This is a genomic window from Pseudomonas sp. StFLB209, assembly GCF_000829415.1.
Classification (GTDB): domain Bacteria; phylum Pseudomonadota; class Gammaproteobacteria; order Pseudomonadales; family Pseudomonadaceae; genus Aquipseudomonas.
Genome location: NZ_AP014637.1, coordinates 1,451,925 through 1,469,761, shown reverse-complemented (window position 1 = coordinate 1,469,761; position 17,837 = coordinate 1,451,925). Strand labels below are relative to the sequence as shown.

Sequence of the window (17,837 nt, the reverse complement as noted above, 5' to 3'; positions counted from 1 at the left end):
CGCTGACACAGCAAATGCGGTGCCATTTTTCAGGGGCGTGATTCTGCACTCTGAGCGGGTTCGCGGATAGGTCATTTAAGCTGATAGGCTGCGCGGCCTGGAAACATTTAAAGCCTGGGCGATTACCACAATGAAAATGAATGAAATCGACGACTTTGATCTGAAAATCCTTACGCTCTTGCAAGCCAATGGCCGCCTGACCAATCAGGAGTTGAGCGATCTGGTCGGCTTGTCCGCTTCGCAATGCTCACGGCGCCGTATCAGCCTGGAGCAGAGCCTGTTGATTCAGGGCTATCACGCCCGCATTGCCCCGCAGGCCATGGGCCGCGAGGTATTGGCGATGATCGAGGTGCGCCTGACCAGCCACCGCACCGAGCATCGCGAACAATTTCACTCATTGGTGACGACCCTTGATTCGATCATCGATGCCTACAAAACCACCGGCGATGCGGACTACACCCTCAAGGTCGCGGTCGACAATCTGGACAGCCTCAATCGCCTGATGGAGCTGATCACCGCCAGCGATGCGGTGGCGCATATCAAGACCGCAGTGGTGCTGGAGCGCCTGAAGGAAAACAGCGAGGTCACCGCGCTGGTCGGGGGCAAGACTGCGCTGTGTTGATGCATGAAAATCAATTTTGCGCGTAATTAGTGCATTTATTATTTGTTTTGTGTCTTGTTTGTGCGTTTATCGTTATTTATTCGCGCAAAATTGATGTTGTGGATAGTATTGGCGCTCATTGTGTGAGGCGCGCGCTGTGTGGCGTACGTCCTTATGAGCCCCGATCCTGCCCGAGCGACACCCATGACCACGACCGTTGCCGCCGCCAAACCTGTCGATACCCGCCACTCGCTCCAGGAAGACATCTTTGCGATTGTTATCGCGACCGCGATGATTTCCTTCGCCGTCATGCTGCTGCGTCAGGCAGGGGTGATGACTGGCGGCACGGCGGGCATTGCGCTGTACCTGCATTACGCCTGGGCCTTACCGTTCGGTGCTGCCTTCTTCATGCTCAATCTGCCGTTCTATTATCTGGCGTTGCGGCGCATGGGGCGGGTGTTCACCCTCAAGACCTTTTGTGCGGTGGGGCTGGTGTCGTACTTCTCTGATCGCCACGGGCTGTTTATCCACATTGATCAGTTGCAGCCGTTCTATGCCGCGCTGGTGGGCAACGTGATGCTGGGCGTCGGGTTCCTGGTGTTGTTCCGTCACAAGGCCAGTCTGGGTGGTGTTAACATCCTTGCCCTGTATGTTCAGGACCGGTATGGCTTCAAGGCTGGCTGGTTGCAGATGGGCGTGGACATCAGCGTGCTGATCGCGTCCCTGGCGTTCATCAGTTTGCCGGTGCTGGGCGTTTCGGTGCTGGGCGCCATACTGCTGAACTTCATCATTGCGCAGAACCACCGGGCCGACCGTTACTCGGCCTGATTTCCCTTACTTTCAGGAGTTTGTCCGCATGTTTGCCCACGTGGAGTCGTACGCCGGTGACCCGATCCTTTCCTTGATGGAAACCTTTGGCAAGGATCCGCGCACTGACAAGGTCAATCTGAGTATTGGCCTCTACTATGACGCCGTGGGTCACATTCCACGCCTGGACACCGCCGTCCGCGCCCAGCACGAGATCGATGCCGGTGAGCAGAGCGCTTGCGTATACCTGCCGATGGAGGGCCTGGCACCTTATCGTCAGGCGATTCAGAACCTGCTGTTCGGCGCCGAGAACCCGCTGCTCAAGGCTGGCCGTGTGGCGACCATCCAGACCGTGGGCGGCTCGGGCGCGCTGAAGGTCGGCGCGGACTTCCTGAAATACGCCTTCCCGGATTCTCAGGTGTGGGTCAGCGACCCGACCTGGGAAAACCACATCGCGCTGTTCGGCGGTGCGGGCTTCAAGGTCAACAGCTACCCGTACTTCGACAAACGTACCGGCGGTGTCGACTTCGCGGCCATGCTCGGCACGCTGCAAGGCCTGCCGGCGCGCAGCATCGTGCTGTTGCACCCGTGCTGTCATAACCCGACGGGCGCCGACCTGACGCCAGCGCAGTGGGATCAGGTGGTTGAGGTGGTCAAAGGCCGCGAACTGATCGCGTTCCTCGACATTGCTTATCAGGGCTTTGGCAAAGGCATGGAGCAGGATGCCTACGCGATCCGCACCATGGCCGAGGCGGGCGCCACCACCATCGTCAGTAACTCGTTCTCGAAAATTTTCTCGCTGTATGGCGAGCGGGTCGGCGGCCTGTCGATCGTCTGCGAAAGCGCCGAACTGGCTGAGCGAGTGCTGGGCCAATTGAAAGCCACCGTGCGCCGCAACTACTCCAGCCCGCCGGTGCATGGCGCGCAGATCGTGGCGCGGGTACTCAATAGCCCGGCGCTGCGTGCTGACTGGCTGGCCGAAGTTGAGGCCATGCGCGTGCGCATCATTGAAATGCGCCAACGCCTGGTAGAGGTGCTGGCGCAGAAGGCGCCGCAAAAGGACTTCAGCTTCATCCTGGAGCAGAGCGGCATGTTCAGCTATACCGGCCTGAGCGCCGAACAGGTCGATGAACTGCGCGACAAACACGGCGTTTACCTGATCCGCAGCGGCCGGATGTGTCTGGCCGGCCTGAACGACAGCAACGTCGACAAAGTCGCCGACGCCATCGCCAGCCTGTTCGCGTAAGCATTGCGGCCCGACACCTGGCCTCGCCCGTAGGAGCTGCTTCAGCAGCGAAAGGGCTCGCTGCTAAAGCAGCTCCTACGGGGTGTCGTTGCCGATGTCGCGATACGAATACCATTGCATCCAGACAAGGAGTCCAGCGCATGAAATTCGGCTACACCATCATTTACGTCCCCGACGTTGCCGCGTCCCTGGCGTTCTTCAACCAGGCGTTCGGCCTGGCAACCCGCTTTGTCCATGAGTCCGGCACCTACGGCGAGCTGGAAACCGGTGCAACCGCGCTGGCCTTTGCTGCCGATGAACTGGCGCAATCAAATTTCAGCACCGGTCACGTTGCCGCACACAGTTCCAGCAAACCGCTGGGCATGGAAGTCGCGCTGGTCACCGACGATGTTGCGGCGGCTCACGCGCGTGCCGTGCAGGCCGGTGCAACCGAACTGGCCAGCCCGCAGACCAAGCCCTGGGGGCAAACGGTGTCGTATGTGCGCTGCCCGGACGGCACGCTGGTAGAGCTTTGTTCGCCCATCGGTTGAGCGGTTTCAGGTAGTTCTGAGCAGCCTGGTCGCTATCATCTTGCCTTCTCGTCGCCTCTTTACTTCATGCCGGGCGCTTCTGCGCCTATAATGCTCGCCTTTTTCGCTACTGATTTTGCGGAGCTGGTGATGGCCGAACGTAAGGCATCCGTCGAGCGCGATACTCTGGAAACCCAGATCAAGGTCTCGATCAACCTGGATGGCACCGGAAAGGCCCGATTCGATATCGGGGTTCCCTTCCTTGAGCACATGCTTGACCAGATCGCCCGGCACGGGCTGATCGACCTGGATATCGAGTGCAAGGGCGACCTGGACATCGACGACCACCATACCGTGGAGGACGTCGGCATCACCTTGGGTCAGGCGTTTGCCAAGGCCATTGGTGACAAGAAAGGCATTCGTCGCTATGGCCATGCCTATGTGCCGCTGGACGAAGCGCTGTCGCGGGTGGTCATCGACTTCTCCGGCCGCCCCGGCCTGCAGATGCGCGTGCCCTACACCCGTGCGGTGGTCGGCCGGTTCGATGTCGACCTGTTTCAGGAATTCTTCCAGGGCTTCGTCAACCATGCGCTGGTCAGCCTGCACATCGACAACCTGCGCGGCACCAATACCCACCACCAGATCGAAACCGTGTTCAAGGCCTTCGGCCGCGCACTGCGCATGGCTGTCGAGCTCGATGAGCGTATGGCCGGGCAGATGCCTTCCACCAAGGGGGTGCTCTGATGCAGACCGTTGCGGTCATCGACTACGGCATGGGCAACCTGCACTCGGTTGCCAAGGCGCTTGAGCACGTCGGCGCCGGCAAGGTGCTGATCAGCAGCGACGCCAAGGTCATCCGTGAAGCCGACCGCGTGGTGTTTCCCGGTGTCGGCGCGATCCGCGACTGCATGGCCGAGATCCGCCGGCTGGGTTTTGACAGCCTGGTGCAGGAAGTCAGCAAGGACCGTCCGTTTCTGGGGATCTGCGTCGGCATGCAGGCATTGCTCGATCGCAGTGAAGAAAACGACGGCGTTGACTGCATCGGCATGTTTCCCGGCCAGGTCAGGTTCTTCGGCAAGGATCTGAGCGAAGGCGGCGAACACCTCAAGGTGCCGCACATGGGCTGGAACGAAGTCAGCCAGAGTGTCGACCACCCGCTGTGGCACGACATTCCGGATCTGGCCCGCTTCTACTTCGTACACAGCTACTTCATCGAAGCCGGCAAACCCGGTCAGGTGGTGGGCCGTGGTCATTACGGCGTGGACTTCGCCGCAGCACTGGCCGACGGTTCGCGCTTCGCCGTGCAGTTCCACCCCGAGAAGAGCCATACCCACGGCCTGCAACTGCTGCAGAACTTCGTGGCCTGGGACGGGCGCTGGTAAGACCATGAGCCGCTCCAGAACCCGCGCGCCGATTCTCAAGCTGACCCCGGAACAGGAGCAGGAAGCGACCCACAAGCTCAAGCGCCTGTTCGCCGAGCGCTTCGAGCTGGAGCTGGGCACCTTTGAGGTGGCCGAGGTACTGGAGCTGTTCGGGCGCGAGATCGCCCCGTACTACTACAACCGGGCGATTTTCGATGCCCAGCAGTTGCTCAAGGAACGCTTCGAAGCCGTTGAAAGCGACCTGTGGGCACTGGAAAAAGATTAACGATCGTGATGACCCTGTAGGAGCGGCTTCAGCCGCGAAACAGACACTGCGATTCGCGGCTAAAGCCGCTCCTACGACAAAGGAAAAAAGCATGCTCATTATTCCTGCAATCGACCTCAAAGACGGTGCCTGTGTTCGCTTGCGCCAGGGCCGTATGGAAGATTCCACGGTGTTCTCCGACGATCCGGTGAGCATGGCGGCCAAGTGGGTCGACGGTGGCTGCCGCCGCCTACACCTGGTTGACCTCAACGGCGCCTTTGAAGGTCAGCCGGTCAATGGTGAGGTGGTCACCGCCATCGCCAAGCGTTATCCACAGCTGCCGATCCAGATCGGCGGCGGTATTCGCTCGCTGGAAACCATCGAGCACTACGTCAAGGCCGGTGTGAGCTACGTGATCATTGGCACCAAGGCGGTCAAGCAGCCCGAGTTCGTGGCTGAAGCCTGCCGCGCGTTCCCTGGCAAAGTGATTGTCGGTCTGGACGCCAAAGACGGCTTCGTCGCCACCGACGGCTGGGCTGAAGTCAGCACCGTACAGGTCATCGACCTGGCCAAGCGCTTCGAAGCCGATGGTGTGTCGGCCATCGTCTACACCGACATCGCCAAAGACGGCATGATGCAGGGCTGCAACGTACCTTTCACCGCCGCACTGGCCCAGGCCACGCGAATTCCGGTGATCGCTTCGGGCGGCATCCACAACCTGGGCGACATCCAGGCCCTGCTGGACGCCAAAACCCCCGGCATCATCGGCGCCATCACTGGCCGGGCGATCTACGAAGGCACCCTCGACGTCGCCGAGGCCCAGGCCTTCTGCGATAACTACGGCAATTGACAGACCCGGCAGGAGCAGCTTTAGCTGCGAAGCAGGCTGGCCAGGTCGTGGCTATTCATGACCATTCGCGGCCTTCGCGGCTAAAGCCGCTCCTACGAGAATCGGAGATCAGACCCAATGGCTCTAGCCAAACGCATCATCCCTTGCCTGGACGTCGACAACGGTCGGGTGGTCAAGGGTGTGAAATTCGAAAATATCCGCGATGCGGGTGACCCGGTGGAAATCGCCCGGCGTTACAACGAGCAGGGCGCGGACGAGATCACCTTTCTGGACATCACGGCCAGCGTCGATGGCCGTGACACCACGCTGCACACTGTCGAGCGCATGGCCAGCCAGGTGTTCATTCCGCTGACCGTCGGCGGTGGTGTACGCACGGTTCAGGACATCCGTAACCTGCTCAACGCTGGCGCCGACAAGGTGTCGATCAACACAGCAGCGGTGTTCAACCCCGAGTTCGTCGGTGAAGCGGCCGATCGTTTCGGTTCGCAGTGTATCGTCGTTGCCATTGATGCCAAGAAGGTGAGCGGGCCGGGCGAAGCGCCGCGCTGGGAGATCTTTACCCATGGCGGGCGCAAGCCGACCGGGCTGGATGCGGTCCAGTGGGCGAAGAAAATGGAAGATCTGGGCGCCGGAGAAATCCTGCTGACCAGCATGGACCAGGACGGTATGAAGAACGGCTTCGACCTGGGCGTCACCCGCGCCATCAGCGATGCGCTGGGTATTCCGGTGATCGCCTCAGGCGGCGTCGGCAACCTTGAGCACCTGGCAGCCGGTGTACTGGAAGGCCACGCCAGTGCGGTGCTGGCGGCGAGCATCTTCCACTTCGGTGAATACACGGTTCCCGAAGCCAAGGCCTACATGGCCGCACGGGGCATTGTGGTGCGCTGAAACGATTTTCTGCCGGGATGTATCAAAAGTAGTCATCCCGGTAGACAGTCCACCCGCTTCACGGCACTCTGCATCGGTCGTCTTGTTCGAGTCCCGGAATATGTTCAAGGGTCTTCTGCTTGTACTGATTGGCCTCATCCCGTTTCTCAGCCCGCTGGTGTCTGGCAGCGAAGCGGCAGTGCGCAAGATCGTCCTGCTGACCGAGAACTACCCGCCGTACAACATGGCCCTGGATGGCAAGAACTTCGCTCAGGGCGACAACCTCGACGGCATCGCCGTGCAGGTGATGCGCGAAACCTTCAAGCGTGCCGGTGTCGAGTACAACCTGACCCTGCGCTTTCCCTGGGAACGGGTCTACAAGCTGGCGCTGGAAAAGCCTGGCTATGCGGTGTTCTCCACCGTCCGCACCCCGGAACGCGAGCCCCTGTTCAAATGGGTTGGGCCGATCTCGACGGTCCAATGGGTCCTGCTGGCCCGTGGCGACAGCCCGATTGTCTCGCTCAGCAGCCTGGAACAGGCGAAAAGCTACCGGGTCGGCGCCTACAAAGGCGATGCGGTGGCCGAGCATCTGTTGCTCAAAGGCTTTGATCCGGTATTGATGCTGCGCGACCAGGACAACCCGCGCCGGCTGGTCAGCGGCCAGATCGACCTGTGGGCCACCGCCGACCCGACCGGGCGCTGGCTGGCGCGTCAGGACGGCATCACCGGCCTCAAGAGCGTACTGCGCTTCAACAGGGCCGAGCTGTACCTGGCCTTGAATAAAGACACCCCGCAGCCGATCGTCGAGCGGCTGCAAAAAGCCCTCGATCAGATTCGCCGTGAAGGGCTGATCGACAAGATCACCGATCAGTATTTGTAGGCGCCCTCTCAGAGGGTGTTTACAAAATAGGCGAACGAAGGCAAGACAAGGCGAAATCGGGCGAAAAAGCGCAGTGTACATAAGTACATGAGCATTTTGAGGTCGATTTCAACGCAGTATTGCCGAGTGCAGCCATTTTGTAGGCACCCTCTTAGCGATACACACCATTTTTGCCATGAGCCGGCATGGCCTTGTTGCCGCGCAGGCTGATCATGTGGCGCAACTCGATCCATTCCACGCCCTGGGCCTTGAGCCTGGGCATTTCGCGTTCCAGGACGTCGAGGGTCACCGGGTAAGGATGGCCGATCACCACGGCAGTGCCTTTCTCGCGGGCCAGGCGCACGGCGCTGTGCAGTTGCCGGGTGATGGCCTCGGCAGTGCGCTCGTCGTCGAGAAACACATCCCGCGAGACACTCGCCAGGCCCAGTTCCTGAGCCTTGGCGGCGGCCACGGTGCGGGCGCTGGTGCGGCTGTCGACAAAGAACAGGTGGCGCCGTTGCAGTTCGGCCATCAGCCAGCTCATGGCCTCAGGCTCGGCGGTCATGCGGCTGCCCATGTGGTTGTTGATGCCGGCGGCGTAGGGCACCTTGAGCAATGCCGCGTTGAGGCGGCTTTCCAGCTCGCTGGTGGGCAGGCCAGGATGCCAGGCGTAGGGGCCGGTGGCCGGGTCCATGGGCATATGCAGGATCACCGTCTTGCCGGCCTTATGGCCCTGCCGGGCGAAGTCGGTGGCATGCGGTGTGTCAGGCATGATCGCCAGGGTCACCGGCCCCGGCAGGGCCAGGGTCCGGCTATCGCGGCTGGGGTTTTGGCCCAGATCGTCGATGATCAGGCTCAGGTAGGCTTTCGGCGCCTCAGTGGCAGCGGCTGCGCAAGACACAGCCGCCAGCACCAGAGCGAGCCCAAGGTGAAGGAACCCGCGCATCAGTTGCCGCGGGTGACGCTCAGGCCCTTGAGCAGGCTGAGCGCCTGATTGAGCTGATAGTCTTCATCCTGCGGACGGCTCTTGGCTGCGCTGCCCTTGACGGTCGGCCTGTCGGCCCCGCCGTTGCCATTGCCCAGGTGGCCGTACAGGTCGGCTTCCTTGTAGTTCTCGCCATCGGCTTCGCTGGTGACCTTGCCACGGCGCACCACGATGTCCGGGTTGATGCCCTGCGCCTGGATTGAGCGACCGTTAGGGGTGTAGTACAGCGCGGTGGTGAGCTTCAGGGCGCGGTCGTTGTTCAGCGGCAGCACGGTCTGGACCGAGCCTTTGCCGAAGGTATCGGTGCCCATCAGAATGCCGCGCTTCTGGTCTTGCAAGGCACCGGCGACGATTTCCGAGGCCGACGCGCTACCGCCGTTGATCAGCACCACCAGTGGCACGCCTTCGCTGGCATCGGCCGGGTCGGCAGAGAAGCGCAGTTCGGAGTTGGCGATCCGGCCTTTGGTGTAAACGATCAGGCCTTTGGTCAGGAAGTGGTCGGCCACGGCGACCGCCGATTGCAGCACGCCGCCTGGGTTGTTGCGCAGGTCCAGGACGATGCCGCTGAGTTTCTTGTTGCCGTTGTCCTTGCGCAGCTTGGTCAGCGCCTTGCCCACTTCGTCGCCGGTCTTGACCTGGAACTGGGTGATGCGCACATAGCCATAGCCGCTTTCAAGCAGCTGCGCCTTGACGCTCTTGACCTGGATGATGGCCCGCGACAGGGTCACGTCAAACGGGTTGCCGCCATCGCGCACCAGGGTCAGGGTGATCTTCTCGCCGACCTTGCCGCGCATCTTGTCCACGGCCTCCTGCATGGTCTGGCCCTGGGTCGGTGCACCGTTGATCTTGACGATCAGGTCACCGGCTTCGATGCCGGCGCGCGAGGCCGGGGTGTCGTCGATGGGCGAGACCACTTTGACCATGCCGTTCTCGACACCCACTTCGATGCCCAGGCCGCCGAACTCACCGCTGGTGCTCTCTTGCAGCTCCTGGAAGTCTTCCGGGCCGAGATAGGCAGAGTGCGGGTCAAGGTTGCTGAGCATGCCCTTGATCGCATTCTCCAGCAGGGTTTTGTCGTCCACGGGCTCGACGTAGGCAGCCTTGACCCGGTCCAGTACCTCGGCAAAGGTGCGCAGCTCGTCCAGCGGCAACGGTGCCTTGGCGTTGGCCGCAGCGGCAGGCTCCGCCGCTCGGGCGGCAGGGGCTGGCTCGGCGGCCTGAGTCAGCGGTGCCCCGATCACGAGGGCAATCGCCAGGGCCAGCGAGGTAAGGCGGGGCAAATGCAGCATGTGACAAGCTCCTGATCTTGAGTGGTGCCGACTTATCCTTGAGAACGGCACCATTGGGCCGGGTCGGTCGGACGACCCTGCTGACGAATGGCAAAGTACAGCGCTGCGGTGTCCTGACCGCCACTACTACCTACTGTGGAGATCGCTTCACCGGCCTTGACGATATCACCGGCCTTCTTGAGCAGGCTCTGATTGTGGCCATACAGGCTCAGATAACCGTTGCCATGGTCGAGAATGACCAGAAGTCCGGCGCCACGCAACCAGTCAGCGAAAACCACCCGGCCACCATGGACAGCGCGGACCTGGCTGCCAGCGGCAGCGCTGATCATTACGCCATCCCAGCGTGAGCGTTCATCGTCGCCGCGGGCTTCGCCGAACCGTGCAAGTAATCGACCATTGATCGGCCATGGAAGTTTACCCCTGGCCTCAGCAAAAACGCCGCCATACACCGCGCCGTCGCTGGACACGGCAATGCCGGGGGTTCTGGCCGGGCGCCTGGGCGCAGGCTCTTCATCGTCACTGCGATTGTTGCGGGCCAGTGCCTGCTGGCGCTGACGCTCGGCGGCGGCCTCGGCCTCACGGGCGGCGGCGAGGGCTTTCTGGCGTGCTTCTTCGGCTTCACGGGCCTGACGGGCGAGGGTTTCCTCGATGGTCTTGAGCACGCTGTTCAGCTCGGCCTGGTCCTGCTGGCGGGCCGCCAGTTTCTGATCGCTGGCCCTGGTCTGCTGATTAAGGGTAGCCAGCACCTTCTGGCGTTCTTCGCGGACCTTGGCCAGTTCGTTGTTCTGGCGCTCAAGGTCGCTTTTCTGGACCAGCAGTTGCGCCTGCTGGCGGTCGATGTCTTTTTCGACATTGGCCAGCTGGCGCAGGGTTTCGTTGAATTGCTCAAGCTGGGCCAGACGCGCTTTGCTGAGAAAGTCGTAATAGGTGAGGGTGCGGGCGAATTTTTCCGGGTGCTGCTGATTGAGCAGCAGCTTGAGGTATTCCTGGCGGCCGCCTTGGTAGGCAGCACGGGCCTGGATGGCGATCAGGCGTTGCTGATCGACCTTGGCGTTGTTGAGCTGTTTCTTGTCATGGTCGAGCTTGTGCAGCTCGGCTTCGGTCTTTTTTAGTTCCAGCTGCAGGACCTCGACCTGCTTTTCAAGCTTTCCCATTTCCGTTTCAGTGGCGCGCAGGTCCTTCTGGACCCCGCTCTTTTCGGCCTGCAGTTTGCTCAGGGTCTTTTGCAGCTCGGCAATGTCCTGGCGGGCAGCCTCTATCTGTTTTTGTGTCTGAGCGCGTTCATCCTCGGCGAATGCCGGGTTGAGCAGGCAGATCAGAACAAGGGCGGTCAGGGCGCGGAGCATGTGAATGGGCGATACCGGGCAATGGGTGAATGGAACGACAGGCTTAGTATGCCCGCGCTATCCGGTAAAACAAATGAAGCTGGTAGGTGGGAGCGGCCTTTCACGGCATTCGCGGCTGAAGCCGCTCCTACGATTGAGATGCTATTTGGCCACCAGAATCGAATGGCCGGTCATTTCTTCGGGCTTGTCCAGGCCCAGCAACAGCAGCAGGGTCGGGGCCACGTCGGCCAGGACACCGCCTTCACGGACCTTCAAAGGCTTGTTGCCATAATAGATGAACGGCACCGGTTCCGAGGTGTGCGCCGTGTGCGCCTGGCCGGTATGGTCGTCGGTCATTTGCTCGACGTTACCGTGGTCGGCGGTGATCAGCGCTTCGCCGCCGACCTTGTCCAGCGCGGTGGTGATGCGCCCCAGGCACTCGTCCAGGCACTCCACGGCCTTGACCGCCGCGGCCATCACACCGCTGTGGCCAACCATGTCGCCGTTGGCGTAGTTGACGATGATCACGTCATAACGCTGGTTTTCGATGGCATCGACGATGCGGTCGGTGACTTGCGGTGCGCTCATCTCTGGCTGCAGGTCGTACGTGGCGACCTTGGGCGACGGGATCAGGATGCGCTCTTCGCCAGGGAATTCCTCTTCGCGGCCGCCGGAGAAGAAGAACGTCACATGGGCGTATTTCTCGGTTTCGGCGATGCGCAGTTGGGTTTTACCGTTGTCGGCCAGGTACTGGCCCAGCACGTTTTTCAGGCTGCCCGGCGCGAAAGCGGCCGGGGCGTGGATGCTGGCCGAGTACTGGGTCAGCATCACGTAATGGGTCTTGGGCTGGCGGGCGCGGGCGAACTCTTTGAAGTCATCCTCGACGAACACCCGGCTCAGTTCGCGGGCGCGGTCGGCGCGGAAGTTCATGAATACCACGGCGTCGCCGTCTTCAACGGTGACTTTCTCGCCAATGGCCGTGGGTTTGACGAACTCGTCGCTCTCGTCACGGGCATAGGCCGCCTGCAGACCGGCTACGGCGTTGTCTGAGGTGAATTCGGCAGTGCCGTCAACAATCAGGTTATAGGCCGCCGAAACGCGATCCCAGCGATTGTCGCGGTCCATGGCGAAGAACCGGCCGATGATCGTCGCGATGCGGCCCTTGCCCAACCGGGCAAACGCGTCGTCGAGCAGTTGCAGCGAGCTTTCGGCGCTGCGCGGTGGCGTATCGCGGCCATCGAGGAACGCATGCAGGTAGATTTTCTCGGCGCCGCGCTTGGCTGCCAGTTCGGCCATGGCGACCAAATGATCCTGGTGGCTGTGCACCCCGCCGTCCGACAGCAGGCCCATGATGTGCACGGCCTTGCCGGCACCAACGGCCTTGTCGACTGCCTCGCAGATGGCCGGGTTTTCGAAGAACTCGCCGTCGCGGATGGCCTTGGTGACCCGGGTGAAGTCCTGGTATACCACCCGGCCGGCGCCGAGGTTCATGTGACCGACTTCCGAGTTGCCCATCTGCCCGTCGGGCAGGCCGACGTCCATGCCGGAGCCGGAAATCAGCCCGTGGGACTTGCTGGCGTAGAGACGTTCCATGACTGGCATCCGGGCCGCCATGATGGCGTTGCCTTCGGGGTTCTCGCTGTGGCCGAAGCCGTCGAGAATGATCAGAACCAGAGGTTTGGGCGCAGCAGTCATAGAAACCCTCGTTTGCCGGCCGCTTCAGTCGGGAACGTCGTCCCGGTTTCGAACGGCCTGCTTTGCAAAATGGGAAGTAGGGAAAAGATCGGCATTTTAGGGACAAGTTCCCCCGGCGTCACTGCCGTGCACCCTTTGGTGGTCCTTGGGGGGTGTGTATACTGGCCGGCATTTTAACGCCCTGGAACCTAAAGATGGTTGCTCAACTGCTTGAATTCATCACAAACCACTATCTGATCACCGGCGCTTTCGTGATTCTGCTGGCGTTGCTGATCGCTTATGAAGTGAGCAAAGGTGCCCGCGGTATCAGCACTGGCCAACTGACCGCGCTGGTGAACAGCGACCAGGGCGTGGTGATCGATGTTCGTTCCGCCAAGGATTACGCCGCAGGCCACATCGTTGGCGCGCTCAATTACCCGCAGGACAAAGTCCTGAGCCGTACTTCGGAGCTGAACAAATACAAGGACAAGACGTTGATTCTGGTCGACGCCATGGGGCAGCATGCAGGCAGCACCGCCGGCGAGCTGATCAAGGCTGGCTTCAAGGCGGCCAAGCTGTCGGGCGGTATTTCCACCTGGCGTGCCGACAACCTTCCATTGGTGAAGTAAATGGCCGATGTCCTCGTCTATTCCAGTGACTATTGCCCTTATTGCATCCGCGCCAAGCAGTTGCTCAAGAGCAAGAACGTAGCCTTCGAAGAAATTCGCGTCGATGGCCAACCCCAGGTGCGCGCAGCCATGGCCCAGAAGGCCGGGCGTACTTCGGTGCCACAGATCTGGATCGGCGACGCCCATGTGGGCGGCTGTGATGACCTGTTTGCTCTGGAGCGTGCCGGCGAACTCGATGAGCTGCTTCAGGCCTGACTCAACTTTATTGCAAACCCTAATTTCGAGAAGGATCCGACATGACCGAACAAACCACCAACGGCGCTGTTGCCAACGAAGACAACGCACCACAATTCTCGCTGCAGCGTCTTTACGTTCGTGACCTGTCGTTTGAAGCACCGAAAAGCCCGGCCATCTTCCGTCAGGAGTGGACCCCTTCGGTCAGCCTGGACCTCAACACCCGCCAGAAAGCGCTGGAAAACGACTTCTACGAAGTTGTACTGACCCTGTCGGTTACTGTGAACAACGGTGACGAGACTGCTTTCATCGTTGAAGTGCAACAGGCCGGCATCTTCCTGATCAAGGGTCTGGATGCTTCGTCCATGAGCCACACCCTGGGTGCGTTCTGCCCGAACATTCTGTTCCCGTACGCGCGCGAAGCCATCGACAGCCTGGTGGTGCGTGGTTCGTTCCCGGCGCTGATGCTCTCGCCAGTGAACTTCGACGCCCTGTATGCCCAAGAGCTGCAGCGTCTGCAAGAGTCGGGCGAAGCGCCTTCGGCCTGATCGCACCGCTCATGAAAAAGCGCCTTTGCAGGCGCTTTTTTTATGCAGCGGTGTTCAAGGTGTCCTTCAGAGGGCCTCTAAAAACGTAGGCGAGGCAGCCAGCGCATGGCAAAAACAGGCGAGCAAGCGGAGTTGACCAGTTGTCAATGAGCATTGTGAGCCTGTTTTTAACGCAGTGATGGCAACGCAGGTAGTTTTTAGAGGTGCACTTCAGGCAAAACCCTGCTGCCGCCACGCCTCATACACCGCCACGGCCACGGTATTGGACAGGTTCAGGCTGCGGCAGCCTTCACGCATGGGCAGGCGCAGGCGCCGGTCCGGGCTGAAGGTGTCGAGCACTTCGGTGGGCAGGCCACGGCTTTCCGGGCCGAAGATAAACGCATCGCCAGGCTGAAAGCTGACGTCGTGAAATGGCTGCGAGCCCTTGGTGGTGAAAGCGAACAGCCGCGGGTGGCCGAGTTTTTCCAGGCAACTGGCCAGGCTTGGGTGGGTTTGCAGCGTGGCATACTCGTGGTAGTCGAGCCCGGCGCGGCGCAGCCGTTTGTCGTCCAGCTCGAAACTCAACGGTTCGATCAAATGCAGGGTGCAGCCACTATTGGCGCAGAGCCTGATGACATTGCCGGTATTCGGCGGAATTTCTGGTTGAAAAAGGATGACGTGAAACATGCACGGCTCCGAACGAAATGACGGGATGCATTCTACTCCTGAAGAAGACCCCAGGCCGAAGTTCTGGCCGCGGGTGTTGGGCTCGATGGCGATTGTCGGGTTTTCGGTGGGCATGATGATCGGTCGTCTGACCCAGCCTGAGCCGGTTGAACTGGTGCAGATCGAAGAGCTGCCCACCGGGCTGGCCTTGTGGTTCGACGAAGAACCCACAGTAGAAGGCGATACCGTGGACGGCGCCGTGGTGTTGCATCTGCTGGCGTACGGACGGCCCTGGAACGGCCAGTTGCGCATGGACAACAAAGTGGCGCGCTGGCGCATCGAGCGGGGGGATAAAGGACTGGTGCTGACGCTGCTGGCGGCCCGTCCGTTGCAGGGTGACTGGCACACTGACGAGGTGGACGGGCGCTGGAGGCTGAAAGTCAGCCTCCGTGAGCAATAAAAAGGGGAATCCCCGGCCTGCCTGTACCAAGGCCCCCAAAACTGGTAGGTACAAGAGATATTGCAGGTCGCGTGCCAGTTTTGTGGAAACCCGCTTTCTATTTTGTGAAAGCCTCGCAGGCCCTTGTGGTACTGGCTTTGCAGCCGTCGCATGAAGGCGTGTTGGCCTGCGCCGTTCGATACCGTCGGTTGAGGCCGTGCATTTATGCACGCTTATCGCGCACCACAGCGGCGCGGCTACCCATCGTGAAGCATCTGGCTTGTATTTAATCCGTAGGATCGGCTTCAGCCGCGAAGGCTTCCCTACTGAAGCAGGGCCTACGGGTCTTCAATTGCCCTGCAGAAAATCGCCCCATAGCTGTTGCGCCACGCTCAAGGCCACCACCGGGGCGGTTTCGGTGCGCAAGACCCTGGGGCCGAGGCGGGCGGCGTGATAACCGCTGGCTTTGGCTTGCTCGACCTCGGCATCGCTCAGGCCGCCTTCCGGGCCGATCAGGAAGGCCAGGCTCTGCGGCGCTGGATGGCTGGTCAGCGGCGCGGCAACCGGATGCAGTACCAGCTTGAGGTCGGCCTGAGTGGTTTTAAGCCATTCGCCCAGCGGTATAGGCGAATGAATCACCGGCACCACCGAACGGCCGCATTGCTCGCAGGCGCTGATTGCAATCTGCCGCCAGTGAGCCTGACGCTTCTCGGCACGTTCGTCCTTGAGGCGCACCTCGCAGCGCTCGCTGACAATCGGCGTGATCTCTGTGGCGCCCAGCTCAGTGGCTTTCTGGATCGCCCAGTCCATGCGCTCGCCACGCGACAGGCCCTGGCCCAGATGAATGCGCAACGGCGATTCGGGCTGCCCGGCAAATGACTCATCGAGTTGCACGCGCACCTGCTTTTTGCCGACCTCCAGCAGGGTGGCGCGATATTCGCTGCCCGAGCCGTCGAACAGTTGCAGTGCCTGACCTTCGGTCATGCGTAACACCCGGCCAATGTAATGGGCCTGGGCTTCTGGCAAGGTGTGTTCGCCCAGGCTCAGTGGGGCATCGATGAAGAAGCGGGACAGTCTCATGGGGGGATCTCTGGATATTCTGGGCAGCTATTTGCGGCTGTAGGAGCGGCTTTAGCCGCGAAGCTTTAGCCGCGATCCGTGAAGCTTCGCGGCTAAAGCCGCTCCTACGGGGCTAGTCGGGTTCAGCCGGGGTCGCGAAAGTCCGGGTGGAAGCCTTCCGGTACTGCCACGCTGATGGTTTCACGCGTGGCGATGTCGATGCCTTCGCTGGCCACTTCGGCCAGAAAGTCGATCTGCTCCGGGGTGATTACATAAGGCGGCAGGAAATACACCACGTTGCCTAGCGGGCGCAGCAGCGCGCCACGCTCCAGGGCATGCTGGAACACCTTCAGGCCCCGACGCTGCTGCCACGGGTAGGCGGTCTTGCCGGCTTTGTCCTGCGCCATCTCGATGGCCAGGGCCATGCCGGTCTGGCGCACTTCGGCGACATTCGGGTGGTCGGCCAGGTGCGCGGTGGCGCTGGCCATGCGCTGGGCCAGGGCCTTGTTGGCCTCGATCACATTGTCTTGTTCGAAGATATCCAGCGTTGCCAGCGCGGCGGCGCAGGCCAGCGGGTTGCCGGTGTAGCTGTGCGAGTGCAGGAAGGCGCGCAGGGTCGGGTATTCGTCGTAGAACGCGCTGTACACCTCATCGGTGGTCAGGCACGCCGCCAACGGCAGGTAGCCGCCGGTCAGCGCCTTGGACAGGCAGAGAAAATCCGGCCGGATACCGGCCTGTTCGCAGGCGAACATCGTCCCGGTGCGGCCAAAGCCCACGGCGATTTCGTCGTGGATCAGGTGCACGCCGTAGCGGTCGCAGGCTTCGCGCAACAGCTTGAGATAGACCGGGTGGTACATGCGCATGCCACCGGCACCCTGAATCAGCGGCTCGACGATCACTGCCGCGACGCTGGCGTGATGTTCGGCCAGGGTCTGCTCCATGGCCTGGAACATCGTGCGCGAGTGTTGCTCCCAGCTCACGCCTTCGGGGCGGTGATAGCAGTCCGGGCTGGGCACCTTGATGGTGTCGAGCAGCAGCGACTTGTAGGTCTCGGTAAACAACGCCACATCGCCTACTGACATCGCCGCCACCGTCTCGCCGTGGTAGCTGTTGGTCAGGGTCACGAAGCGTTTTTTGTCGGGCTGGCCGCGGTTGAGCCAGTAATGAAAGCTCATCTTCAAGGCCACTTCGATGCACGACGATCCGTTGTCGGCATAGAAGCAGCGGGTCAGGCCTTCCGGGGTCAGCTTGACCAGCCGCTCCGACAGTTCGATGACCGGCTGATGGCTGAAACCGGCCAGGATCACGTGTTCGAGCTGATCGACCTGGTCCTTGATGCGCTGGTTGATGCGCGGGTTGGCGTGGCCGAACACATTCACCCACCAGGAGCTGACCGCGTCCAGGTAGCGTTTGCCCTCGAAGTCTTCCAGCCACACACCCTCGCCACGGCGGATCGGAATCAGCGGCAGTTGTTCGTGATCTTTCATCTGCGTGCAGGGGTGCCACAAGACCTTGAGGTCACGTTGCATCCACTGATCATTCAGGCCCATGGGCGCTCTCCATTAAGCGAATCGCGCAAGCCTAGTGAATGCCCGGCTCAGGGACAACCTTTGATCGCTGGCAGGCCTTTCGTCAGTCACGTATG

General features: G+C 61.2%; 21 protein-coding genes. 14 read left to right on the top strand and 7 right to left on the bottom strand.

Annotation, left to right across the window (positions count from 1 at the left end; translation table 11 throughout):
• Window positions 1–130 precede the first annotated feature (130 nt).
• From PSCI_RS06820 to PSCI_RS06775, 10 genes are all read left to right on the top strand, one after another.
• Entirely contained in the window at window positions 131–622 is a 492-nt protein-coding gene (locus PSCI_RS06820; protein ID WP_231906377.1) for an Lrp/AsnC family transcriptional regulator, read from the top strand.
• A gap of 183 nt (window positions 623–805) precedes the next feature.
• Entirely contained in the window at window positions 806–1,429 is a 624-nt protein-coding gene (locus tag PSCI_RS06815) for a YitT family protein (protein ID WP_045484533.1), read from the top strand.
• Window positions 1,430–1,457: 28 nt separating this feature from the next.
• Window positions 1,458–2,654, top strand: a complete 1,197-nt coding sequence (locus tag PSCI_RS06810) for an amino acid aminotransferase (RefSeq protein WP_045484530.1) — start codon at window positions 1,458–1,460, stop codon at window positions 2,652–2,654.
• A 140-nt stretch (window positions 2,655–2,794) separates the two neighbouring features.
• Window positions 2,795–3,184 carry a VOC family protein gene (locus tag PSCI_RS06805; RefSeq protein WP_045484527.1) on the top strand — a complete coding sequence of 130 codons (390 nt, stop codon included), beginning with the start codon at window positions 2,795–2,797 and terminating at the stop codon, window positions 3,182–3,184.
• A gap of 129 nt (window positions 3,185–3,313) precedes the next feature.
• Window positions 3,314–3,907 (top strand): imidazoleglycerol-phosphate dehydratase HisB, encoded by a 594-nt coding sequence (gene hisB, locus PSCI_RS06800; RefSeq protein ID WP_045493925.1) that lies wholly within the window; start codon window positions 3,314–3,316, stop codon window positions 3,905–3,907.
• Window positions 3,907–4,545 (top strand): imidazole glycerol phosphate synthase subunit HisH, encoded by a 639-nt coding sequence (hisH, locus tag PSCI_RS06795; RefSeq protein ID WP_045484524.1) that lies wholly within the window; start codon window positions 3,907–3,909, stop codon window positions 4,543–4,545. The genes hisB and hisH overlap by 1 nt, the downstream gene beginning before the upstream one ends.
• A 4-nt stretch (window positions 4,546–4,549) precedes the next feature.
• Window positions 4,550–4,810 (top strand): DUF2164 domain-containing protein, encoded by a 261-nt coding sequence (locus tag PSCI_RS06790; RefSeq protein WP_045484522.1) that lies wholly within the window; start codon window positions 4,550–4,552, stop codon window positions 4,808–4,810.
• A gap of 91 nt (window positions 4,811–4,901) precedes the next feature.
• Window positions 4,902–5,639 (top strand): 1-(5-phosphoribosyl)-5-[(5-phosphoribosylamino)methylideneamino]imidazole-4-carboxamide isomerase, encoded by a 738-nt coding sequence (gene hisA / locus PSCI_RS06785; RefSeq protein WP_045484518.1) that lies wholly within the window; start codon window positions 4,902–4,904, stop codon window positions 5,637–5,639.
• A gap of 117 nt (window positions 5,640–5,756) precedes the next feature.
• Window positions 5,757–6,527, top strand: a complete 771-nt coding sequence (hisF, locus tag PSCI_RS06780; RefSeq protein ID WP_045484515.1) for an imidazole glycerol phosphate synthase subunit HisF — start codon at window positions 5,757–5,759, stop codon at window positions 6,525–6,527.
• 100 nt (window positions 6,528–6,627) lie between these two features.
• Window positions 6,628–7,386, top strand: coding sequence for a substrate-binding periplasmic protein (locus PSCI_RS06775; RefSeq protein ID WP_045484512.1), 759 nt, complete (start codon window positions 6,628–6,630; stop codon window positions 7,384–7,386).
• 151 nt (window positions 7,387–7,537) lie between these two features.
• Here PSCI_RS06775 and PSCI_RS06770 read toward each other — a convergent pair whose 3' ends face one another.
• From PSCI_RS06770 to gpmI, 4 genes are all read right to left on the bottom strand, one after another.
• Window positions 7,538–8,311, bottom strand: a complete 774-nt coding sequence (locus tag PSCI_RS06770; RefSeq protein ID WP_045484509.1) for a divergent polysaccharide deacetylase family protein — start codon at window positions 8,309–8,311, stop codon at window positions 7,538–7,540.
• On the bottom strand, window positions 8,311–9,639 hold the full coding sequence (locus PSCI_RS06765; RefSeq protein ID WP_045484505.1) for a S41 family peptidase: 1,329 nt from the start codon (window positions 9,637–9,639) through the stop codon (window positions 8,311–8,313). Before PSCI_RS06765 ends, PSCI_RS06770 begins: the two co-directional genes overlap by 1 nt.
• 32 nt (window positions 9,640–9,671) lie before the next feature.
• Window positions 9,672–10,985, bottom strand: a complete 1,314-nt coding sequence (locus PSCI_RS06760; RefSeq protein ID WP_045484502.1) for a murein hydrolase activator EnvC family protein — start codon at window positions 10,983–10,985, stop codon at window positions 9,672–9,674.
• Between the two features lie 141 nt (window positions 10,986–11,126).
• On the bottom strand, window positions 11,127–12,659 hold the full coding sequence (gene gpmI / locus PSCI_RS06755; protein WP_045484499.1) for a 2,3-bisphosphoglycerate-independent phosphoglycerate mutase: 1,533 nt from the start codon (window positions 12,657–12,659) through the stop codon (window positions 11,127–11,129).
• A gap of 194 nt (window positions 12,660–12,853) precedes the next feature.
• Between gpmI and PSCI_RS06750 the strand changes: the two genes are divergently transcribed.
• The 3 genes from PSCI_RS06750 to secB are packed head-to-tail and all read left to right on the top strand — an operon-like array spanning window position 12,854 to window position 14,049.
• The gene (locus tag PSCI_RS06750) at window positions 12,854–13,267 is read left to right on the top strand and encodes a rhodanese-like domain-containing protein (protein WP_045484496.1); all 414 of its coding nucleotides are present in this window, start codon (window positions 12,854–12,856) and stop codon (window positions 13,265–13,267) included.
• The gene (gene grxC, locus PSCI_RS06745; RefSeq protein WP_045484493.1) at window positions 13,268–13,522 is read left to right on the top strand and encodes a glutaredoxin 3; all 255 of its coding nucleotides are present in this window, start codon (window positions 13,268–13,270) and stop codon (window positions 13,520–13,522) included. It abuts the gene before it with no gap.
• 41 nt (window positions 13,523–13,563) lie between these two features.
• On the top strand, window positions 13,564–14,049 hold the full coding sequence (gene secB, locus PSCI_RS06740) for a protein-export chaperone SecB (protein ID WP_045484490.1): 486 nt from the start codon (window positions 13,564–13,566) through the stop codon (window positions 14,047–14,049).
• A 210-nt stretch (window positions 14,050–14,259) separates the two neighbouring features.
• Here the strand turns inward: secB and PSCI_RS06735 are convergent, their stop codons facing one another.
• Window positions 14,260–14,715: a tRNA (cytidine(34)-2'-O)-methyltransferase gene (locus tag PSCI_RS06735; RefSeq protein ID WP_045484488.1), complete on the bottom strand. Its 456-nt coding sequence runs from the start codon at window positions 14,713–14,715 to the stop codon at window positions 14,260–14,262.
• Here PSCI_RS06735 and PSCI_RS06730 point away from each other — a divergent pair.
• Window positions 14,714–15,154, top strand: coding sequence for a hypothetical protein (locus tag PSCI_RS06730; protein ID WP_045484485.1), 441 nt, complete (start codon window positions 14,714–14,716; stop codon window positions 15,152–15,154). The genes PSCI_RS06735 and PSCI_RS06730 overlap by 2 nt on opposite strands.
• A gap of 327 nt (window positions 15,155–15,481) precedes the next feature.
• On the opposite strand, the gene PSCI_RS06725 is transcribed toward PSCI_RS06730, so the two are convergent.
• Both PSCI_RS06725 and PSCI_RS06720 read right to left on the bottom strand, forming a co-directional pair.
• Window positions 15,482–16,213: a 16S rRNA (uracil(1498)-N(3))-methyltransferase gene (locus tag PSCI_RS06725; protein WP_045484483.1), complete on the bottom strand. Its 732-nt coding sequence runs from the start codon at window positions 16,211–16,213 to the stop codon at window positions 15,482–15,484.
• Between the two features lie 122 nt (window positions 16,214–16,335).
• Window positions 16,336–17,742: an adenosylmethionine--8-amino-7-oxononanoate transaminase gene (locus PSCI_RS06720; protein WP_045484482.1), complete on the bottom strand. Its 1,407-nt coding sequence runs from the start codon at window positions 17,740–17,742 to the stop codon at window positions 16,336–16,338.
• Window positions 17,743–17,837 lie beyond the last annotated feature (95 nt).